General features: G+C 70.3%; 13 protein-coding genes. 7 read left to right on the top strand and 6 right to left on the bottom strand.

The window, feature by feature from the left end:
* On the top strand, positions 1-1,768 hold a 1,768-nt coding region (locus tag D183_RS0122100; RefSeq protein ID WP_017910916.1), incomplete at its 5' end, for a hybrid sensor histidine kinase/response regulator.
* 176 nt (positions 1,769-1,944) lie between these two features.
* Here D183_RS0122100 and D183_RS0122095 read toward each other — a convergent pair.
* Together D183_RS0122095 and D183_RS0122090 are read right to left on the bottom strand one after the other, a co-directional pair.
* Positions 1,945-2,295 carry a DUF5713 family protein gene (locus D183_RS0122095; protein ID WP_017910915.1) on the bottom strand — a complete coding sequence of 117 codons (351 nt, stop codon included), beginning with the start codon at positions 2,293-2,295 and terminating at the stop codon, positions 1,945-1,947.
* A gap of 94 nt (positions 2,296-2,389) precedes the next feature.
* Positions 2,390-3,028 (bottom strand): LuxR C-terminal-related transcriptional regulator, encoded by a 639-nt coding sequence (locus D183_RS0122090; RefSeq protein WP_017910914.1) that lies wholly within the window; start codon positions 3,026-3,028, stop codon positions 2,390-2,392.
* Positions 3,029-3,306: 278 nt separating this feature from the next.
* Between D183_RS0122090 and D183_RS0122085 the strand changes: the two genes are divergently transcribed.
* A complete protein-coding gene (locus tag D183_RS0122085; protein ID WP_017910913.1) occupies positions 3,307-6,441 on the top strand; it encodes a ligand-binding sensor domain-containing diguanylate cyclase in 3,135 nt (1,044 codons plus the stop codon).
* Between the two features lie 16 nt (positions 6,442-6,457).
* Here the strand turns inward: D183_RS0122085 and D183_RS0122080 are convergent, their stop codons facing one another.
* The 3 genes from D183_RS0122080 to D183_RS0122070 are packed head-to-tail and all read right to left on the bottom strand — an operon-like array spanning position 6,458 to position 9,622.
* On the bottom strand, positions 6,458-7,495 hold the full coding sequence (locus D183_RS0122080; protein ID WP_441366836.1) for an ABC transporter substrate-binding protein: 1,038 nt from the start codon (positions 7,493-7,495) through the stop codon (positions 6,458-6,460).
* Between the two features lie 41 nt (positions 7,496-7,536).
* Entirely contained in the window at positions 7,537-8,925 is a 1,389-nt protein-coding gene (locus D183_RS0122075; RefSeq protein ID WP_017910911.1) for a sensor histidine kinase, read from the bottom strand.
* On the bottom strand, positions 8,918-9,622 hold the full coding sequence (locus D183_RS0122070) for a response regulator transcription factor (RefSeq protein WP_017910910.1): 705 nt from the start codon (positions 9,620-9,622) through the stop codon (positions 8,918-8,920). Before D183_RS0122070 ends, D183_RS0122075 begins: the two co-directional genes overlap by 8 nt.
* A gap of 268 nt (positions 9,623-9,890) precedes the next feature.
* On the opposite strand from D183_RS0122070, the gene D183_RS0122065 reads away from it, so the two are divergent.
* The 5 genes from D183_RS0122065 to D183_RS0122045 all read left to right on the top strand — a co-directional run bounded on the left by D183_RS0122065 (position 9,891) and on the right by D183_RS0122045 (position 16,162).
* On the top strand, positions 9,891-11,045 hold the full coding sequence (locus D183_RS0122065; RefSeq protein ID WP_441366833.1) for an OprO/OprP family phosphate-selective porin: 1,155 nt from the start codon (positions 9,891-9,893) through the stop codon (positions 11,043-11,045).
* Between the two features lie 131 nt (positions 11,046-11,176).
* The gene (locus D183_RS0122060; protein ID WP_017910908.1) at positions 11,177-12,502 is read left to right on the top strand and encodes a CitMHS family transporter; all 1,326 of its coding nucleotides are present in this window, start codon (positions 11,177-11,179) and stop codon (positions 12,500-12,502) included.
* A gap of 111 nt (positions 12,503-12,613) precedes the next feature.
* Entirely contained in the window at positions 12,614-13,354 is a 741-nt protein-coding gene (phbB, locus tag D183_RS0122055) for an acetoacetyl-CoA reductase (protein ID WP_010344527.1), read from the top strand.
* Positions 13,355-13,591: 237 nt separating this feature from the next.
* Positions 13,592-14,623: a LacI family DNA-binding transcriptional regulator gene (locus D183_RS0122050; protein ID WP_017910907.1), complete on the top strand. Its 1,032-nt coding sequence runs from the start codon at positions 13,592-13,594 to the stop codon at positions 14,621-14,623.
* Positions 14,624-14,803: 180 nt separating this feature from the next.
* A complete protein-coding gene (locus tag D183_RS0122045; protein WP_017910906.1) occupies positions 14,804-16,162 on the top strand; it encodes a sensor domain-containing protein in 1,359 nt (452 codons plus the stop codon).
* Positions 16,163-16,246: 84 nt separating this feature from the next.
* On the opposite strand, the gene D183_RS25645 is transcribed toward D183_RS0122045, so the two are convergent.
* Positions 16,247-17,428 (bottom strand): MFS transporter (locus D183_RS25645; RefSeq protein ID WP_017910905.1); only part of this gene is annotated, 1,182 nt, incomplete at its 5' end.

Below are 17,428 nucleotides of genomic sequence, written 5' to 3'. Positions count from 1 at the left end.
TGGCAGCCGCGCGGCCGGCCGCGCCGCCGCGCTGGCCGCGGCCGGGATCTGGCTGGCGCTGTCGTTCCTGGGCCTGCTGTTCCAGCAGCGCCAGCGCCTGGCACGGCTGCGCCAGCGCAGCCGGCGCGAACTGGAAGCACTGTTGCAGCAGCATGCGCAGGAGCTGCGCACCGCCCAGGACGGCATCGTGCAGGCCGCGCAGCAGGCCGACACCGGCCTCAGCCGCAGCCTGGAGCACCTGCCGCAGGGCGTGGTGATCATCGATGCGCAACTGCGCCTGGTGGCGTGGAATTCGCGCTATCTGGAGATCTTCCGCTTCCCGCCGGAACTGATCCGGGTCGGGCGCCCGATCGAGGATGTGTTCCGCTACAACGCGCGCCGCGGCCTGCTCGGCCCCGGCCCGGTGGAAGCGGCGATCCAGCGCCGCCTGGACCACCTGCGCAGCGGCCGCCCGCACATGCGCGAGAGCGAGAAGGACGACGGCACGGTGCTGGAGATCCGCGGCAATCCGCTGCCCGACGGCGGCTTCGTGACCAGCTACGCCGACATCACCAGCTACAAGAACGCCGCACGCGAGCTGCGCTCGCTGGCCGACGCGCTGGAGCATCGCGTCGCCGAGCGCACCCACGACCTGGCCGAGGCCAAGCGCGAGGCCGAGAACGCCAACCGCTACAAGACCCGCTTCGTGGCCTCGGCGGTGCACGACCTGCTGCAGCCGCTCAACGCCGCACGCATGTTCGTGTCGGCACTGCGCGGCAAGCTGCACGACGCCGATGCGCGGCAGATCGCCGACCACGTCGACAACGCGCTGGCGGCGCAGGATGCGATCCTCAACAGCCTGCTGGACATCTCGCGACTGGAAGCGGGCACGTTGAAGACGCAGGTGCAGGACCTGGCGCTGGACCCGCTGCTGCAGACCCTGGCACGCGAGTTCGGCATCGTCGCCGAAGGCCGTGGGCTGCGCCTGGACTACGTACCGACCCGCGCCACCGTGCGCAGCGACGCGACCCTGCTGCGGCGCATCCTGCAGAACTTCCTGTCCAACGCGGTGCGCTACACCCCACGCGGACGGGTGCTGCTGGGTTGCCGGCGCGACGGTGCGCAGTTGCGCATCGAAGTGCACGACCAGGGACCGGGTATTCCCGACGCCCTGCAGCAGGAGATCTTCGAGGAATTCCGCCGACTTGGCGACGGCGTCGCCAACGACCGCGGCGCCGGCCTCGGCCTGGCGATCGTGGAGCGCATCGGCCGCCTGCTCGGCCACCGTATCGGCCTGCGCTCGCAGTTGGGCCGCGGCAGCGTGTTCTCGGTGACCGTGCCGCTGGGCGATGCCGCTGCGGCGCAACGCCAGCTGCCGGCGGCGATGGCCAGCGACAACGGCGACGACCCGATCCTGCATGGCTGCCGGGTCTGGTGCATCGACGACGACCCGCGCGTCTGCGAGGCCAGCCGGACTCTGCTGACGCGCTGGGCCTGCCAGGTGGAACTGGCCGCCGGCCCGGACCAGGCGCTGGCCGCAGCGCAGCCGGCACAGGCGCCGGAACTGGTATTGCTGGACGTGCGCATGGGCGACTGCCACGGCCCGACCCTGTTCGCGCAGCTGTGCGCAGGCTGGCAGGCCGAGCCGCGGGTAATCCTGGTCACCGCCGAAGCCGATCCGGCGCTGCGCACCCTGGCACAGGACCGCGGCTGGGGCTTCCTGGCCAAACCGGTCCGCGCGCCAGCCCTGCGCGCACTGATGACGCAGATGTTGCTGCGGCGTGGGTGAGGCTTTTGCTTGGGTTTGGTTTGGTTTGGTTTTGGGTTCGGGGAGTTTGGATCTCTAGCTGCCGTACCCTCATCCGCCCCTGCGGGGCACCTTCTCCCGAAGGGAGAAGGGAAGGGCTAGCCCCTCTCCCCTCGGGAGAGGGGTTGGGGTGAGGGTACGGGCGCGCAGCGATGCCTCTACCACTCGCGCGGGGCGATCAGCTCTTCGACGTCGGCGTCGGCGAAACCATAGGCCTTGGCGATATGCAGGAAATCCACGCCGATGTTCTCGCTTGCGGCGGTCTCGATCTCGCTGTCGTGGGCCTCGAACTCCAGCGCCAGCTTGTTGAACTCTTCGGTGGCGGCATGGGTGAGCCGGTACAGCGCCGGCAGGTCTGCCGGTGCCTGCGCCTCGATCGCCTCGCACAACCGCAGCAGGATCTTCTGTCCCTTGCCGACCAGCGACGGGGGGAAGTAGTCGTCGTCCAGCATCTCCTGCAGGAACGGATAGTGGGCGGTCTGCTCGTTGCGGAGGGTCGTGGTGGGCATGGTCCGGTGGTCTCCGCCCGCGGGGGGCGCGGGCATCGGCGCATAGCATCGCGTATCCGGGCGCCGCAGAAAACGCCCCCCGCCGGCGCCCGGTTCAGGCCTCGCCTTCCGGCTCCAGCGCCTTCACCAGCACCGCGGCCTGGGTGCGGCTGTGGCATTCGAGCTTCTTCAGGATCGCGGTCACGTGGACCTTGACGGTGTTCTCGGCCAGGCCCAGTTCGTAGGCGATCTGCTTGTTGAGCAGGCCATCGGCCAGGCACAGCAGCACCCGGAACTGCTGCGGGGTCAGTTGCGCCAGGCGCGCCGCCAGCTGCGCGTCGGCCTCCGACCGCGCCGCGGTCAGCGGTGGGAACCAGGTGCCGCCGTCGAGCACCGCCGCCACCGCAATGCCGATGGTCTCGGCCGGCGAGGACTTGGGAATGAAGCCGGCCGCGCCGAACTGCTGCGCGCGGCGGATCACCCGCGGATGGTCGTTGGAGGAAATCACCACCACCGGCACGTCCGGGCGCTCGCCGCGCACGTGCAGCAGGGCCGAGAAGCCGCGCGCGCCGGGCATGGCCAGGTCCAGCAGGATCAGATCGGCATCGGCCTGCGCGGCCAGCGCGGCATCCAGGGTGCCAGCGCTGGCCGCCTCCACCACCAGGGCACGCGGCAAGGCCTGGCGCAGCGCGTGCAGCACGGCGGCGCGGAACAGCGGGTGGTCGTCGGCGACCAGGATCGTCGGGGCATCCATGGGCGTGAAGGCGGCTGGCATGACGCTGCAACGCGGCGTCGGGTGGGCGCGGACTACGCGCAGGACCCGCAGTGTACGTGCGTGGCCGTTGGATGCCGAGTGCGCGGGGCCGATCGGGCGGCGGCGGATTGGCCGAGACCGGCATGGCGGATGCGTGCGGCGGAACGCGCGGGACCTTGCGCACAGCACCGCCACACGCGCGTGGCCCTCCGCAGCGCGCAGCAAGGCGTCCTCGGCCGCGCATTCAAGGCCGGCCCCACCATGGCCGATAACACGGCGTGACCGTCTCGTTCTCCAATCTGCTGGGCCGCCTGCCGCTGGCCGCGTCCTGCCTCATCGTGTGCCTGGCGCTCGCGCCGGACGCGTCCGCGGCCGTCACCGCAAGCGACGACGAGCTGCCGAGCAGCCTGGAGCACTTCGGTCTGGACGAGGGCCTGTCGCAGCTGTCGATCAACGCCCTGCAGAGCGACGACCAGGGCTTCCTGTGGGTCGGTACGCAGGAAGGCCTGAACCGCTTCGACGGGCATCTGTTCCGCGCCTACCGGCGCGAACTCGGCAGCGACAGCCGGCAGAGCCTGCTCAGCAGCAGCATCGACAGCATCGGCTTCGAGCCGCGCGGCACCCGCCTGTGGCTGGGCACCAACGACGCCGGCCTGGAAGTGATCGAGCTGGCCACCTGGCAACACCACCGTCTCGACGCGAAGCAGGGCCTGTCGCACAACCGCGTCACCCAGATCCTGATCGATCCGCAGGGCGGCGCATGGCTGGGCACCGAACGCGGCATGGACCGGGTCGAGGCCGACCTGCAGCGGGCGCGCCCGTTGGGCGGCGATGCGCCGGTGGTGGGCCTGACCTGGATGCCGGACGGCAAGCAACCAGTGGCACTGGACCGGCAATGCCGGCTGTGGAGGCTGGGCCGCGACGCGCGCGAGGAACTGCCGGCACCGCGCGGCATCGACGAATGCGTGGGCCTGCAGTCCGGCCCGGAAGGGCTGTGGCTGGCCTCGGCGAGCGGCGGCCTGTTCCAGCTCGATGCGCAGGGCGCGGTGCTGGCGCACTGGACGCCAGCGCAGTTGGCCACCGGCGGCAGCGACCTCAGCGCGCTGATCCGGCTGCACGACGGCCGCGTGCTGGTCGGCACCACCAATGCCACGGTGACGCAACTGGACAGCGCGCAGCACGCGCCGCAGCGGCTGAGCTTCGACATGCCGCCCAACAGCGCCATCATCCGCTTCTACCAAGCACCCGACGGCACCTGGTGGATCGGCACCTACACCGGCGGGCTGTACCGGGTGCGTCCGTTGTCGGCGGTGATCCGCAACGACGAGGAGCGCGTCAGCGACACCCATGCGTGGCCCAGCAGCAGCGTGCGCAGCATCTGGCGCGACGGCGAGCGCATGCTGATCGGCACCGACCAGGGCCTGCTGCTGCGCGACAGCAGCCGTGCCGCCTGGCAGCTGGTGCCCGGGCTGGCCAGCCAGGCGATCCGCAGCATCGCCGCCGACCGCGACGGCTGGTGGCTGGGCACGCGCCAGGGGCTGTGGCGCCTGGACCGCAACGGCACAGTGCGGCGCCTGGGCGGGCTGGCCGACGAGCACGTCAACGATCTGCTGCTGGAAGGCGACACGCTATGGGTGGCCACCCGCCGCGGCCTGACCCGCGTGGTCGATGGGCGCGTGCGCAACGATCCGCGCTGGGCACCCCTGAACGGGCACACCCTGACCCGGGTCTACCGCGACAGCGAAGACACGCTGTGGATCGGCTGCAACGACTGTGGCGTGTGGCGCATGCGCAGCGGCCGTCCCGCCGAGCCCTACCGCCCGCGCGGCAGCACCCTGTACCCGTCGGTGTGGTCGCTGTACGAACACGACGGCGTGCTGTGGGTGGGCACCTTCTCCGGCGGGCTGTACCGCATCGACCTCAAGCGCGACGTGGCGCTGCGCTACAGCGACCGCGAGGGGCTCAGCAGCAACGTCATCTACACGATCCTGCCGGATCCGCAGGGGCGGCTGTGGCTCAGCACCAACAACGGCCTGAGCGTGCTGGATCCGCGCACGCGCATCGTGCAGAGCCTGGGCCGCCGCGACGGCCTGCAGAACCAGGAGTACAACAGCGGCCGCGGCTACCGCGACGCGCACGGCCTGCTGTATTTCGGCGGCACCCAGGGCGTGGACGTGATCGATCCCACGCGCCTGCCGCTGCGTAGCCCGCAAGCGCGCGCAGTACTCACCGACCTGCGCATCCTCAATGCCGGCGAGGACCGCGACGGCGGCGAGAACCAGACCGAGAGCGACGTGGTCTACGCGCAGCGCATCGCCCTGGACCACCGCGACAACGTGTTCACCATCGGCATGACCGCGATCGACTTCGCCGCCCCGGGCACCGCGCGCCTGCGCTACCGCGTCGACGGGCTGCAGAAGGGCTGGGTATACCCGCAGACCGCGCACAGCGACTTCTCGGTCAGCCACCTGCCACCGGACCGCTACACGCTGGTGGTGGAAGCGGCCGGGCGCGACGGCCAGTTCGGTGGCGCGCGGCGGCTGCAGATCGAGGTGCTGCCACCGCCCTGGCGGCATCCGCTGGCCTACGCCGGCTACGTCGTGCTGGGCCTGGCGCTGCTCGGCCTGGCGCTGCAGCGGGTGCGGCACACGGTCAACCGCGAGCGCGACATGGTGGAACTGCTCAACCTGACCGTGGCCGAGCGCACCCGCCAGCTCGAACGCGCCAACCAGCAGTTGCTGCAGAGCAATGCGCGCCTGCAGGCGGCCACGCGCCTGGATCCGCTGACCCAGGTCGCCAACCGCCGCGAGCTGCAGGACTGGCTGGCGCGCGAATGCCCGGCCCTGCTGGCGGCGCTGGACGAAGGCAGCAGCGCCGATGCGCTGTACTTCTTCATGATCGACGTGGACAACTTCAAGCGCATCAACGACGACTACGGCCACCAGGCCGGCGACGCCGCGCTGGTGCACTGCGCCGATCGCCTGCGCGGACTGTGCGGCGAACGCGACCTGCTGGTGCGCTGGGGCGGCGAGGAGTTCCTGCTGGTCACCCGCCTGCCGCGCGAAGACGTCGCCAGCGACCTGGCCGAACGCCTGCGTGCGGCGGTGGCGACGCAGCGCTTCGCGCTGGCCGAGCGCGAACTGACCCTGACCTGCTCCATCGGCTTCGCCCCGTGGCCGTTCGTCGCCGCGTGGCCGGCGCTGGGCGACTGGGAACAGAGCGTGGGCCTGGCCGACCGCTGCCTCTACGCCGCCAAGGGCGCCGGCAAGGACGCCTGGGTGGGACTGGCCCCGGGCGCGGCGCCGGACCGGCCGCGCCTGCACGCGCTGCTGGCCGGCGGCGCACCGGAAGAACTGGGCGACAGCGTACGCGTGCTGTGTTCGCCCGGGCGCCAGCCGCGCTTCGCGCGCTGACCGGCACCACCCCGGCTCAGTGCGGCGGTGCCTGCTGCATGCTGCTGCGCCAGGCGTCCAGGAACTGACGTCGCTTCAGCGCATCCAGATACACCAGCAGCCCCGGGCCCAGCGCGATCGGACGGAACGCCGACGCAGCGGCCGGCCCCCCCTGCGCCGCCACGCCCGGCTGCGGCAGGATCGGCTGCAGCCGCGCCTCGCGCGACAGCCCCTGCTGCCCGCGCGGCGACAGCAGGTAATCCAGGAAACGGCGCGCCTCGGCCGCGTGTGGGCTGTCGCGCGGGATCACCGCGGTGCGCAGCGCGACCAGGGTGTAGTCCTCCGGCTGCACGATCGCCAGCGGCGCGCCGGCATCGATGCGCGCCTGCGCGTACGAACCCAGCACGTTGTAGGCCAGCAGCAGGTCGCCGCGCGCGACCTTGTCCAGCAGCACGCCGGTGCGTTCTTCCAGCACCACCTGGTTGTCGCCCATTGCCGCCAGCAACGCGCCGGCCATGCTGCCGAGCTGGCTGTCCTGGGTCGCGAACAGGTAGCCCACGCCGCTGCGCTCCACGTCGTAGGTGCCGATACGCCCACGCAGCGGCGAGCCCGGCGCGCGCAGCAGTTCCAGCAGCCGGCGGCGGGTGCGCGGCACCTGCGCGGCCGGCAGCCGCGCGGTGTTGTAGACGATCGCCACCGGCTCGTAGCTGATGCCGAAGACCTCGTGCCGCCACTGCGCCCACGCCGGCAGCGCCTCGGTCTGCGGCGAGCGGTGCGCCAGTGCGTGACCGTCGTTCACCAGCTTGGTCTGCAGATCCATGCTGGCGCTGATCAGCAGATCGGCGCAGCGCGGGCCAGGGCCTGGATGCAGGTAGCGCCGGTAGATATCGCCGGCGATCACGTCCTGGTACACCACTTCGGTTTGCGGATGCAGGCGCTGGTAGTCGCCGATCACCGCGGCGAACACCTCGATGTCGGTCGAACCCTGGATGCACAGTTGTGCGGTGGCCGCGCCCTGCGCCGGAAAGCGGCGCACGTCGCCGGGCGCGGCCAGGGCATTGCCGGCGAGCAGCATGCTCAGCAACAGCGGCAGACGGCGCAGCAGCGCGGGCAGGCTCATGGATGCAACCTCGGCAGGTGCAGGCTGGCGATCAGGCCGCCGCCCACGCGATTGGACAGGTCGATGCGCCCGCCATGGGCCTCGACCACGCGCTTGACGATCGCCAGGCCCAGCCCGGCGCCGCCGGCGGCCGCACCCTCGCCGCGCACGAAACGCTCGAACACGCGTTCGGCCTCGGCGGCGGCGATGCCCGGGCCATGGTCGGCCACGGTCACCACGCAATCGCGCGCGCTGCAGGTCAGCGCCACCTGCAGCGGGCCATCGCCGCCGTACTTGCAGGCATTGTCGATCAGGTTCTTGATCGCCTCGCGCAACAGCAGCGCATCGCCGCGCACCAGCGCCGGTTCGCTGGCCACGGCCAGTTGCACGCGTGGCCGCGGCGCGGCCTGCGGCACGGCCTCGTGCAGCGCCTGGTGCAACACCTCGGCCAGGTCGACGCTGGCGTAGCGCTGCAGGTTGGAACGGTGGATCACGCTGGCGTCGCTGAGCAACTGGTTGAGCAGGCGGCTCATGTGCGTGGCATTGCGCTCGATCGCCTCCAGGCTGCGACGCATCTCGTGCGGGTCGTCCTCGTCCAGCGCCAGTTGCGCCTGCGCACGCAGCGCCGCCAGCGGCGTGCGCATCTGGTGCGCGGCCTCGGCCATGAACGCACGCAGGGTCTCGTTGCTGCCGGCCAGGCGCGCCATGAAGCGGTTCAGCGCCGCCACCATCTGCTGCATCTCCTGCGGCGCCGTCGCGGCCACCGGCTTCAGTTCGGACGGTTCGCGCCGCGACAGTTCGCGCTCCAGCGTCCGCAGCGGCCGCAGCGCACGCGATACGCCCAGCCACACCAGCGCCAAGGCCAGCAGCGACAACAGCGCGATCGCCACCAGCGCATGCAGCACCACGTCCTGCGCCAGCGCCTCGCGGGCGCGCCGGGTCTGCCCCACCTGCACCCACACCTGGTCCTGCGCCGCCGCCGAGGACACCCGCCGCGACACCACCGCGAAGCGCACCGGCTCGCCGCTGTAGACCGCATCGAACAAGCGCGGCGGCGCGCTGGCGCGCGGCAGCGAGGGCGCCGCCGGCAGGTCGTCGTAGCCGGTGATGGTGCGCCCGCGCGCATCGAACACGCGGTAGAACACCCGGTCCTCCGGCGCCATCGCCAGCAGGTCCAGCGCGGCATACGGCAGGTCCACCTGCCACTGACCGCCGGCCAGCGCCACCGAGTCGACGATGGATAGTGCCGAGGACACCAGCAGGTGGTCGTAGGAGCGGTTGGCGGCACGCTGGCCGTAGTCGCGGGCGACGAAGAACAGCGCCACCGCGCCGAGCAGCGACAGCGCGCCCAGGTAACGCAGCAGCGTGCGCCGGATCGACGGCGCCGGCGGCGCGGCCTCAGCCATCGCCGTCCGCTGCCGCCGGGTCCGGCGGCGACGCGGCCGCCTCCAGCTTGTAGCCGACGCCGCGCACGGTGACGATGCGCAGCGGCGCGTCGGCCAGCTTCTTGCGCAGGCGCCCGACGTACAGTTCGATCGCATTCGGCCCGGCCTCGTCGTCGAAGCCGAACAGGCCGTTGCCGATCTCGTCCTTGCCCACCACCTGGCCGAGCCGGCCAATCAGGATCTCCAGCAGCCGATACTCGCGGTTGGGCAGTTCGATCGGCGTGCCGTCCAGGCTGACGCTGTGCGCGGCGTTGTCGAAGGCGAAACCGCCGAGCTGCACCACCTCGCTGGCCTGGCCGCGATTGCGCCGCAGCAGCACCCGGCAGCGCGCCTCGAACTCGCGAAAGTCGAACGGCTTGCCCAGGTAATCGTCGGCGCCCACGTCCAGCGCCTGCACCCGATCCTCGATGCCGTCGCGCGCGGTCAGCATCAGCACCGGCGTGGTATCGCCGCGCTCGCGCAGCCCGGCCAGCACGCGCAGCCCGTCCAGCCCCGGCAGGCCGATATCCAGCACCACCAGATCGAAGCGCTGGTAGCGCAGCACCCCGGCCGCACTCAAGCCATCGCGCTGCCAATCCACCGCATGCCCGCTGCGGCGCATGCGCCGCACGATCGCATCGGCGAGATCGGCGTTGTCTTCTACCAGGAGCAGGCGCATTGGAGGCTGGGAATGGTGAATCGGGAATGGGGAATGGGGAATGGAAACAGCAACGGCAGAAGCCTAGCGCATCCAGGAACGTGCTTTTTCGATTCCCCATTCTCGATTCCCGATTTCCCACCGCCGACAGGTCGTTGACAGCTACGTCCGACTAGGCTGCGTCCATGCCGGTCCGCGGCCGTTGCGGACGGACCGATCCAATCGCTGCGACACGCACCTGGGAGGGGACGTGGAACTGAAGACTCTGACATGGGGCAGCGCCTGCGCGTTGCTGTGCCTGGCCGGATCGGCGCGCGCCGCCGATGGCGACGACGACGGCCCGGTGACCGCCGAACTCGGCGGGCGGCTGCACTGGGATTTCGCCCACTTCGACAACGACCGGCGCGGCACGCCCAATCCCGACGACACCGAGATCCGCCGGCTGTGGCTGGACGTGTCCGGCAAGGTCTTCGGCTTCGGCTACAAGGTCGAAGGCGACTTCGCCGGGCTGCAGGACGACTTCAACGGCAAGGGCATCGAGGCCAAGGACGTCTACCTCACCCGTAAATTCGATGCCGGCACGCTCACCGTGGGCCAGTTCAAGCAGTACTTCACGCTCGACGACCGCACCGGCTCCAACTTCGGCCAGTTCCTGGAGCGCAGCGGCGCAGCCAGTACGCTGGCGCCGCTGTACCGCAAGGCGGTGTCGTGGCAGGCCGCGGGCACCGACTACACCTGGGCCGCCAGCGTCTACAGCCTGCAGAGCATCGACGTCTCCAACGTCCGCGGCCACGCGTTCGGCGGCCGCGGCACCTGGGCGCCGGGCGCGCGCGACGGCGACGTGCTGCATCTGGGCCTGTCGCTGGCGCACGAGCACTACGACCATCCCGGTGCCGGCGGCGCGCCCGCGCTGAGCATCCGCCCGCGCCCGGCCGGGCACCTGTCCGACGCCAGCCGCGTCACCCTGGCGCGCTTCGCCGACGGCCGCGACACCGACGTGGACAAGTGGTCGCTGGAATACGCGCAGGTGCGCGGGCCGCTGTCGTGGCAGGGCGAGTTCAGCGGCGGGCTGTTCGACGACGGCGCGCAGCGCGCCGAGGTGATGGCGGCCTACGGCTTCGTCAGTTGGTTCGCCACCGGCGAATCGCGCCGCTACGACAGCAAGACCGGGCGTTTCACCCGCATCAGGCAGGTCAATCACAAATATGGTGCCTTCGAACTGGCATTGCGCTACGACCGCATGTGGGGCGCGCAGCACCGCGACGGGCAGCCCGATCTGCTCGACGCTTCCACCGCCTCGTGGACGCTGGCCGGCAACTGGTACCTCAAACCGAACCTGCGGCTGATGCTCAACCTGATCGACAGCCGCAACCGCGATCACCTGGCCGGCGTGACGCTGGACCATACGCGGGCGATCACCGGGCGCTTTCAGTATGACTTCTGAGTGCCGGGATTGGGGAATGGGGATTTGGGATTCGCAACGGCGGGATCGTGCGATGTGACGTCTGGTCGGCCTCTTTTCGGATCCCTGATGCGGGGTCCATCTTCTTTCATGCACTGCCCTGAGGAACTTCCATGCTGACCGCGCTCGGTTTCGGAATGGTCATTACCTTCATGTACCTGATCATGAGCAAGCGGCTGTCGCCGCTGATCGCGCTGATCATCGTGCCGATCGTGTTCGCGCTGGCCGGCGGCTTCGGCACCGGCATCAACGAGATGATGTTGGAGGGGATCAAGAAGATCGCGCCCACCGGCGTCATGCTGATGTTCGCGATCCTGTACTTCGGGGTGATGATCGACGCCGGCCTGTTCGATCCGCTGGTGCGGCGCATCCTGCGCCTGGTCAAGGGCGACCCGATGAAGATCGTGGTCGGCACCGCGGTGCTGGCGCTGCTGATCTCGCTCGACGGCGACGGCTCCACCACCTACATGATCACCGTCTCGGCGATGCTGCCGCTGTACCGGCGGCTGGGCATGAACGCGCTGAACATGACCTGCGTGACCATCCTCGCCGGCGGGGTGATGAACCTGACGCCGTGGGGCGGCCCGACCGCACGCGCGGCCACCGCGCTGCACGTGGACCCGGCCGACGTGTTCGTGCCGCTGGTGCCGGCGATGGCGCTGGCGATCGTCGGCATCCTGCTGCTGGCCTGGTACCTGGGCATGAAGGAACGCCGGCGCCTCGGCGTGGTGACGCTGCCCGGCGATGCCTGGATGGACGGCAGCGTGGCCGACGACGGCGAGGCGCTGCCCACCGTGGAGGATGCCGAGGACATCAAGCGGCCGCGGCTGCTGTGGGTGAACCTGGCGTTGACCCTGGCGCTGATGGCGGCGCTGGTGATCGGCGTGCTGCCGATGCCGGTGCTGTTCATGATCGGCTTCGCCCTGGCGCTGCTGATCAACTACCCGAACCTGGCCGAGCAGCGCCGGCGCCTGGTCAACCATGCCGGCAACGTGCTGTCGGTGGTGTCGCTGATCTTCGCCGCCGGCGTGTTCACCGGCATCCTCTCCAACACCGGCATGGTCGAGGCGATGTCGCGCAGCTTCCTGGCGGTGATCCCCGACGCCTGGGGCCCGTACCTGGCGGTGATCACCGCACTGGCGAGCATGCCCTTCACCTTCTTCATGTCCAACGACGCCTTCTACTTCGGCGTGCTGCCGATCCTGTCCGACGCCGCCAGCCACTACGGCATCACCCCGGTGGAAATGGCCCGCGCCTCGCTGGCCGGACAACCGGTACACCTGCTCAGCCCACTGGTGCCCTCCACCTACCTGCTGGTCGGCCTGGCCAAGGTCGACTTCGCCGACCACCAGCGCTTCACCCTGAAGTGGGCGGTGCTGGTGTCGTTGGTGTTGATGGGCGGCGGGCTGCTATTCGGCCTCTTTCCTTTGGCGAAGTGAGCGCCGCCCGGGATTGGGGATTGGGCATTGGGGATTCGTAACAGCCACCGCCCGCGCGCCCGTCCAATCCCGACTCCCCAATCCCGATTCCCAACTCCGAAGGAGTTCAACGTGACCCTCAGAATCGCCTACGTCACCAGCGGCATGGGCAGCATCGGCACCGCGATCTGCCAGAAGCTGGCGCGCAACGGCCACACCGTGGTCGCCGGCTGCGGGCCGGACTCGCCGCGCAAGTCGGCGTGGCTGCGCGAGCAGCGCGAGCTCGGCTTCGACTTCATCGCCTCCGAGGGCAACGCCACCGACTGGGATTCCACGGTGGCGGCGTTCGCCAAGGTCAAGGCCGAGGTCGGCGAGATAGACGTGCTGGTCAACAACGCCGGCGGCAGCCGCGACATGCTGTTCCGGCAGATGGGCCGCGAGGACTGGCAGGCGGTGATCGCCAGCAACCTGCATGCGCTGTTCAACATCACCAAGCAGGTGGTGGACGGCATGACCGCGCGCGGCTGGGGCCGTATCGTCAACATCGGCGCGGTCAGCGCGCAGAAGGGCCAGATCGGGCAGATCAACTACGCCACCGCCAAGGCGGCGATGCAGGGCTTCAGCCGCGCGCTGGCGCAGGAAGTGGCCTCGCGCGGGGTCACCGTCAACACGGTGTCGCCCGGCTACATCGCCAGCGCGGCGATCAGCGGCTTCCCACCGGACGTGCTCGATCGTCTCGCCAGTTCGGTGCCGCTGCGCCGGCTCGGCAAACCCGAGGAAGTGGCGGCGCTGTGCGCCTGGCTGGCCTCGGACGAGGCAGCCTACGTCACCGGCGCGGACTACGCGGTCAACGGCGGCCTGCACATGGCCTAGCGCCTCGCCTGCCTCGCATGGCGCCACGGTTGCGCGTGCATGCAGCGAGGATGCGGGACGTGGACGTGTGCTCAACCGCGCACGGCCACCGGATTCGGCAGGCAGGCACGCCGCGGCATACGCGAACAGGCATGCAGCGCGCCATCGCCGCGGCAATGCAGCCGCGGCGTGCAAAGCGCCGCGACGCCCGCCTGGCATACACTGCCGGTTCCGTTTCGTCCGTCGCGCCCGCTCCGCATGTCCGACAAACCCGAATCCGGCGCGCCCGCCGCGCGCCTGCAGATGGCCGACATCGCGCGCATGGCCGGCGTCTCCGAATCCACGGTGTCGCGCGCGCTGGCCGACAATCCGGTGGTCGCCGAACGCACCCGCGCCTACATCAAGCAACTCGCCCGCGACGCCGGCTACCGGGTCGACCCGGTGGCGCGCAGCCTGCGTTCGCGCCGCTCCAACATCGTCTGCGTGGCGGTGCCGCTGATGCACGCGCACGAGCAGCCGCTGTCGGACCCGTTCATGATGACCATGCTGGCGCTGCTGGCCGACGCGCTGACCGCGCGTGGCTACAGCATGCTGCTGTCCAAGCTGGACCAGCACCAGGACCACTGGGTCGAAGACCTGGCGCGCAACAGCCGCGCCGACGGCGTCATCATGCTCGGCCAGAGCCACGAGCACGCCTCGCTCGACGCCGCCGCGCGCGGCGGCCTGCCGATGTTGGTATGGGGCAGTCGCATCGACGGCCAGGCCTATGCCAGCGTGGGCAGCGACAACCTGCGCGGCGGCGAACTGGCCACCGCGCACCTGATCGAACATGGCCGCCGGCGCATCGCCTTCCTCGGCGACGAGCAGTTGCCGGAAGTGGCGCCGCGCTTCGCCGGCTACCGGCGCATGCTCGACGCGCACGGCCTGGCGTTCGACCCGCGGCTGCACGCGCGCAGCCACTTCCTCAGCGAAGACGCCTACCGCCTGACCCGCGCGATGCTGAAGAAGACCGACCCGCCGGATGCGGTGTTTGCCGCCTCCGACGTGATCGCCCTGGGCGCGATCCGCGCCCTGATCGAAGCCGGCCACCGCGTGCCGCAGGACATCGCCCTGGTCGGCTTCGACGACATCCCCCTGGCCGCCTACAGCCAGCCACCGCTGACCACCGTGCGCCAGGACCTGGCCCAGGCCGCCACCCTGCTGGTGGACGGCGTGCTGAACCTGATCGCCGGCACGCCGGTGCAATCGGTGGAGCTGCCGGTGAGTCTGGTCGTGCGGGAATCGGCCTGAGGCGGGGATAGCGCCGTCGAGAACGCGGCAAGGACGCGCACCTGTGCCGGTTGCTGCGGAGCGCGCCTCCAGCGCACCCGAACCCCAGCTGCATCACCTCCTGGCGCCCTCCCCGCGATGCCAGCGCAAATCGCGGCATCGCGGCACAATGGGTCACCAGGCTCCGACGACTCGTGCCGCATGCAACGCATTTCGCCCCTGAACATCGTGGACCTGCTGCTCGATGCGGTCTGCATCGTCGAACCGGACAGCACCATCGTGTTCGTCAGCCCCGCCTTCGAGCGCATCTTCGGCTATACGCCGCAGGAGGTGACAGGCAAGCGCATGCTCGACATGGTGCATCCCGACGACCTGCCGGCCACCCGCGCGCAGGCCGACAGCATCACCGAGGGCGCGCTGCAGCTCCACTTCGAGAACCGCTACATCCGCAAGGACGGGCGCATCGCGCACATTCGCTGGACCGCGCGCTGGGTCGCCGACTACAGCATGCGCCTGGCCGTGGCGCACGACATCACCGAGCGCAAGTCGACCGAGGCGCTGCAGGCGGCGCTCTACGGCATTTCGGAGGCGGCCCATACCGAGCAGACGCTGGAGTCGCTGTGCAGCCGCATCCACCAGATCATCGGCGAACTGCTGCCCGCCACCAATTTTTCCGTGGCGCTGTACGACGCGTCGTCGCAGACGCTGCGCTTTCCCTACCATGCCGATGAGCACCATGCCGCACCGCCCTGCCTGCTGCTGGCCGAGGCGCCGCTGCACGCCGAGGTGATCCGCACCGGCTGCACGCTCCTGCGCGCACCCTACGCCCCCATCACGCCGGCATCAGGTGGACTGGAGCAGTCCGCGCTCGCACCGCAGCCCCATTCGTGGCTGGGCGTTCCGCTGCAGACACCGAAGGGCGTTCTCGGCCTGCTGGTGCTGCTCGGCTATTCCGAACAGTCGCGCTACACCGACAAGGACCAGGCGCTGCTGCAGTTCGTGTCCACCCAGGTGGCAGCCGCCGTCGAGCGCAAGCAGACGCTGGAACGCCTGCAGCACATGGCCCAGTACGACCATCTGACCCAGCTCCCCAATCGCCAGCTGTTCCTGGACCGGCTCGAGACCGCCCTGGTGCAGGCCCGGCGCGCGCGCAGACGGCTGTCGCTGTTGTTCATCGACCTGGATCGCTTCAAGGACGTGAACGACACCCTCGGCCATGCGGTCGGCGATCTGCTGCTGCAGCGCGTGGCCGGGCGCCTGCTCGACTGCGTCCGCGCATCGGACACGGTCGCCCGGCTGGGCGGGGACGAATTCGTGGTGCTGATCGAAGGCTGCCACTCGGCCGACCATGCCACGGCAACGGCCAACAGGATCCTGGCTGTCTTCGGCGAGGCGTTCGACCTGGAGGGCCACCACCTGCACGTGTTGCCCAGCATCGGCGTGGCGTTCTACCCCGATCACGGCGACGACGCCCACAGCCTGCTGGTGCATGCCGATGGGGCGATGTACCGCGCGAAGAAGGCCGGTGGCAATCGGATCGGCGTGGCGTCCATGGCATGAGCCACACGTCGCCAGGCCAGCGGCGTTCGTGCAACGGGATGGACCGCGCCGTGCGAGATCGGAGATCGCCGCTGCGGCGGCGCTTCAGTGCGCCGCGCCGCGCTTTTCCGATTCCCCATTCCCGGTTCCCCATTCCCGACGCTTCACCAACAGCATCGCCACCGCCGCCGCCAGCATCAGCGCGCCGGCCAGGCGAATCACGTTGCGCGGGTCGCCCTGCAGCAGGCGGTCGTAGTACAGCGGCAGTGTCACGATCTGGATCAGCATCGGCAGCACGATGAACAGGTTGAACAGGCCCATGTACACGCCGGTGCGCTCGGGCGGGATGCTGTTGGCCAGCATCAGGTAGGGATTGCCCATCATGCTGGCCCAGGCCAGGCCGATGCCGAGCATCGGCAGCAGCAGCAGCCAGCGATCGTGGATCGACGGCAGCACGCACATGCCGATGCCGGCGGCGACCAGGCAGGCGGCGTGGGTGGCCTTGGGGCCGAACCGCCGCGCCACCGGCACCATCGCGAACGCGGCCAGGAAGGCGACGAAGTTGTAGAAGCCGCCGATCTGCCCGTTGACCAGGCCGGCCTCGCGGAAGCCATGCGAATCGGCCGCGGTGGTGCCGAACAGCGTGGTCGACAGCGACAGCACGATGTACTGCCAGTAGCAGAACATCGCATACCACTGGAACAGCATCACCGGCGCCATCTGCCGCATCGTCGGCGGCATCTGTCGCACCGCATCGACGATCTCGCGCAGCGTCGCCAGCGGCCCGGACGCGGCGCTGCGCAGGCGCTGCAGCTCCGCCGCCGGCAGCACCGGCTCGCGCACGCTGCGCGCGGTGAGCAGGATCGAGGCGGCGGAGAAGCCCGCACCGATCGCGAACGCGGCGATGGTGACGTAGGGAATGTGGTGGGCGTTGGCCGCGTCCTGGTTCATGCCCAGCCACACCAGCAACGGCGGGGTGACATAGGCCAGGGTCTGGCCGAGGCCGGTGAACGCGCTCTGGGTCAGGTAGCCCAGCGGCCGCTGCGGCGGCGCCAGCACGTCGCTGACCAGCGCGCGGTACGGCTCCATCGCCACGTTGTTGGCCGCATCCAGCATCCACAGCAGCGCCACCGCCATCCACAGCGCCACGCTGAAGGGCATGGTCAGCAGGCACAGGCTGCAGACCAGCGCGCCCACCACCATGTACGGCATACGCCGGCCCCAGCGCGTCACCGTGCGGTCGCTGAGCACGCCGACCACCGGTTGCAGCACCAGCCCGGTGATGGG

Source organism: Xanthomonas sp. SHU 199, assembly GCF_000364665.1.
GTDB classification, from domain to species: Bacteria; Pseudomonadota; Gammaproteobacteria; order Xanthomonadales; family Xanthomonadaceae; genus Xanthomonas_A; species Xanthomonas_A sontii.
The sequence above is the reverse complement of the archived record's forward strand: the minus strand, read 5'-3'. Positions and strand labels throughout refer to the sequence as shown.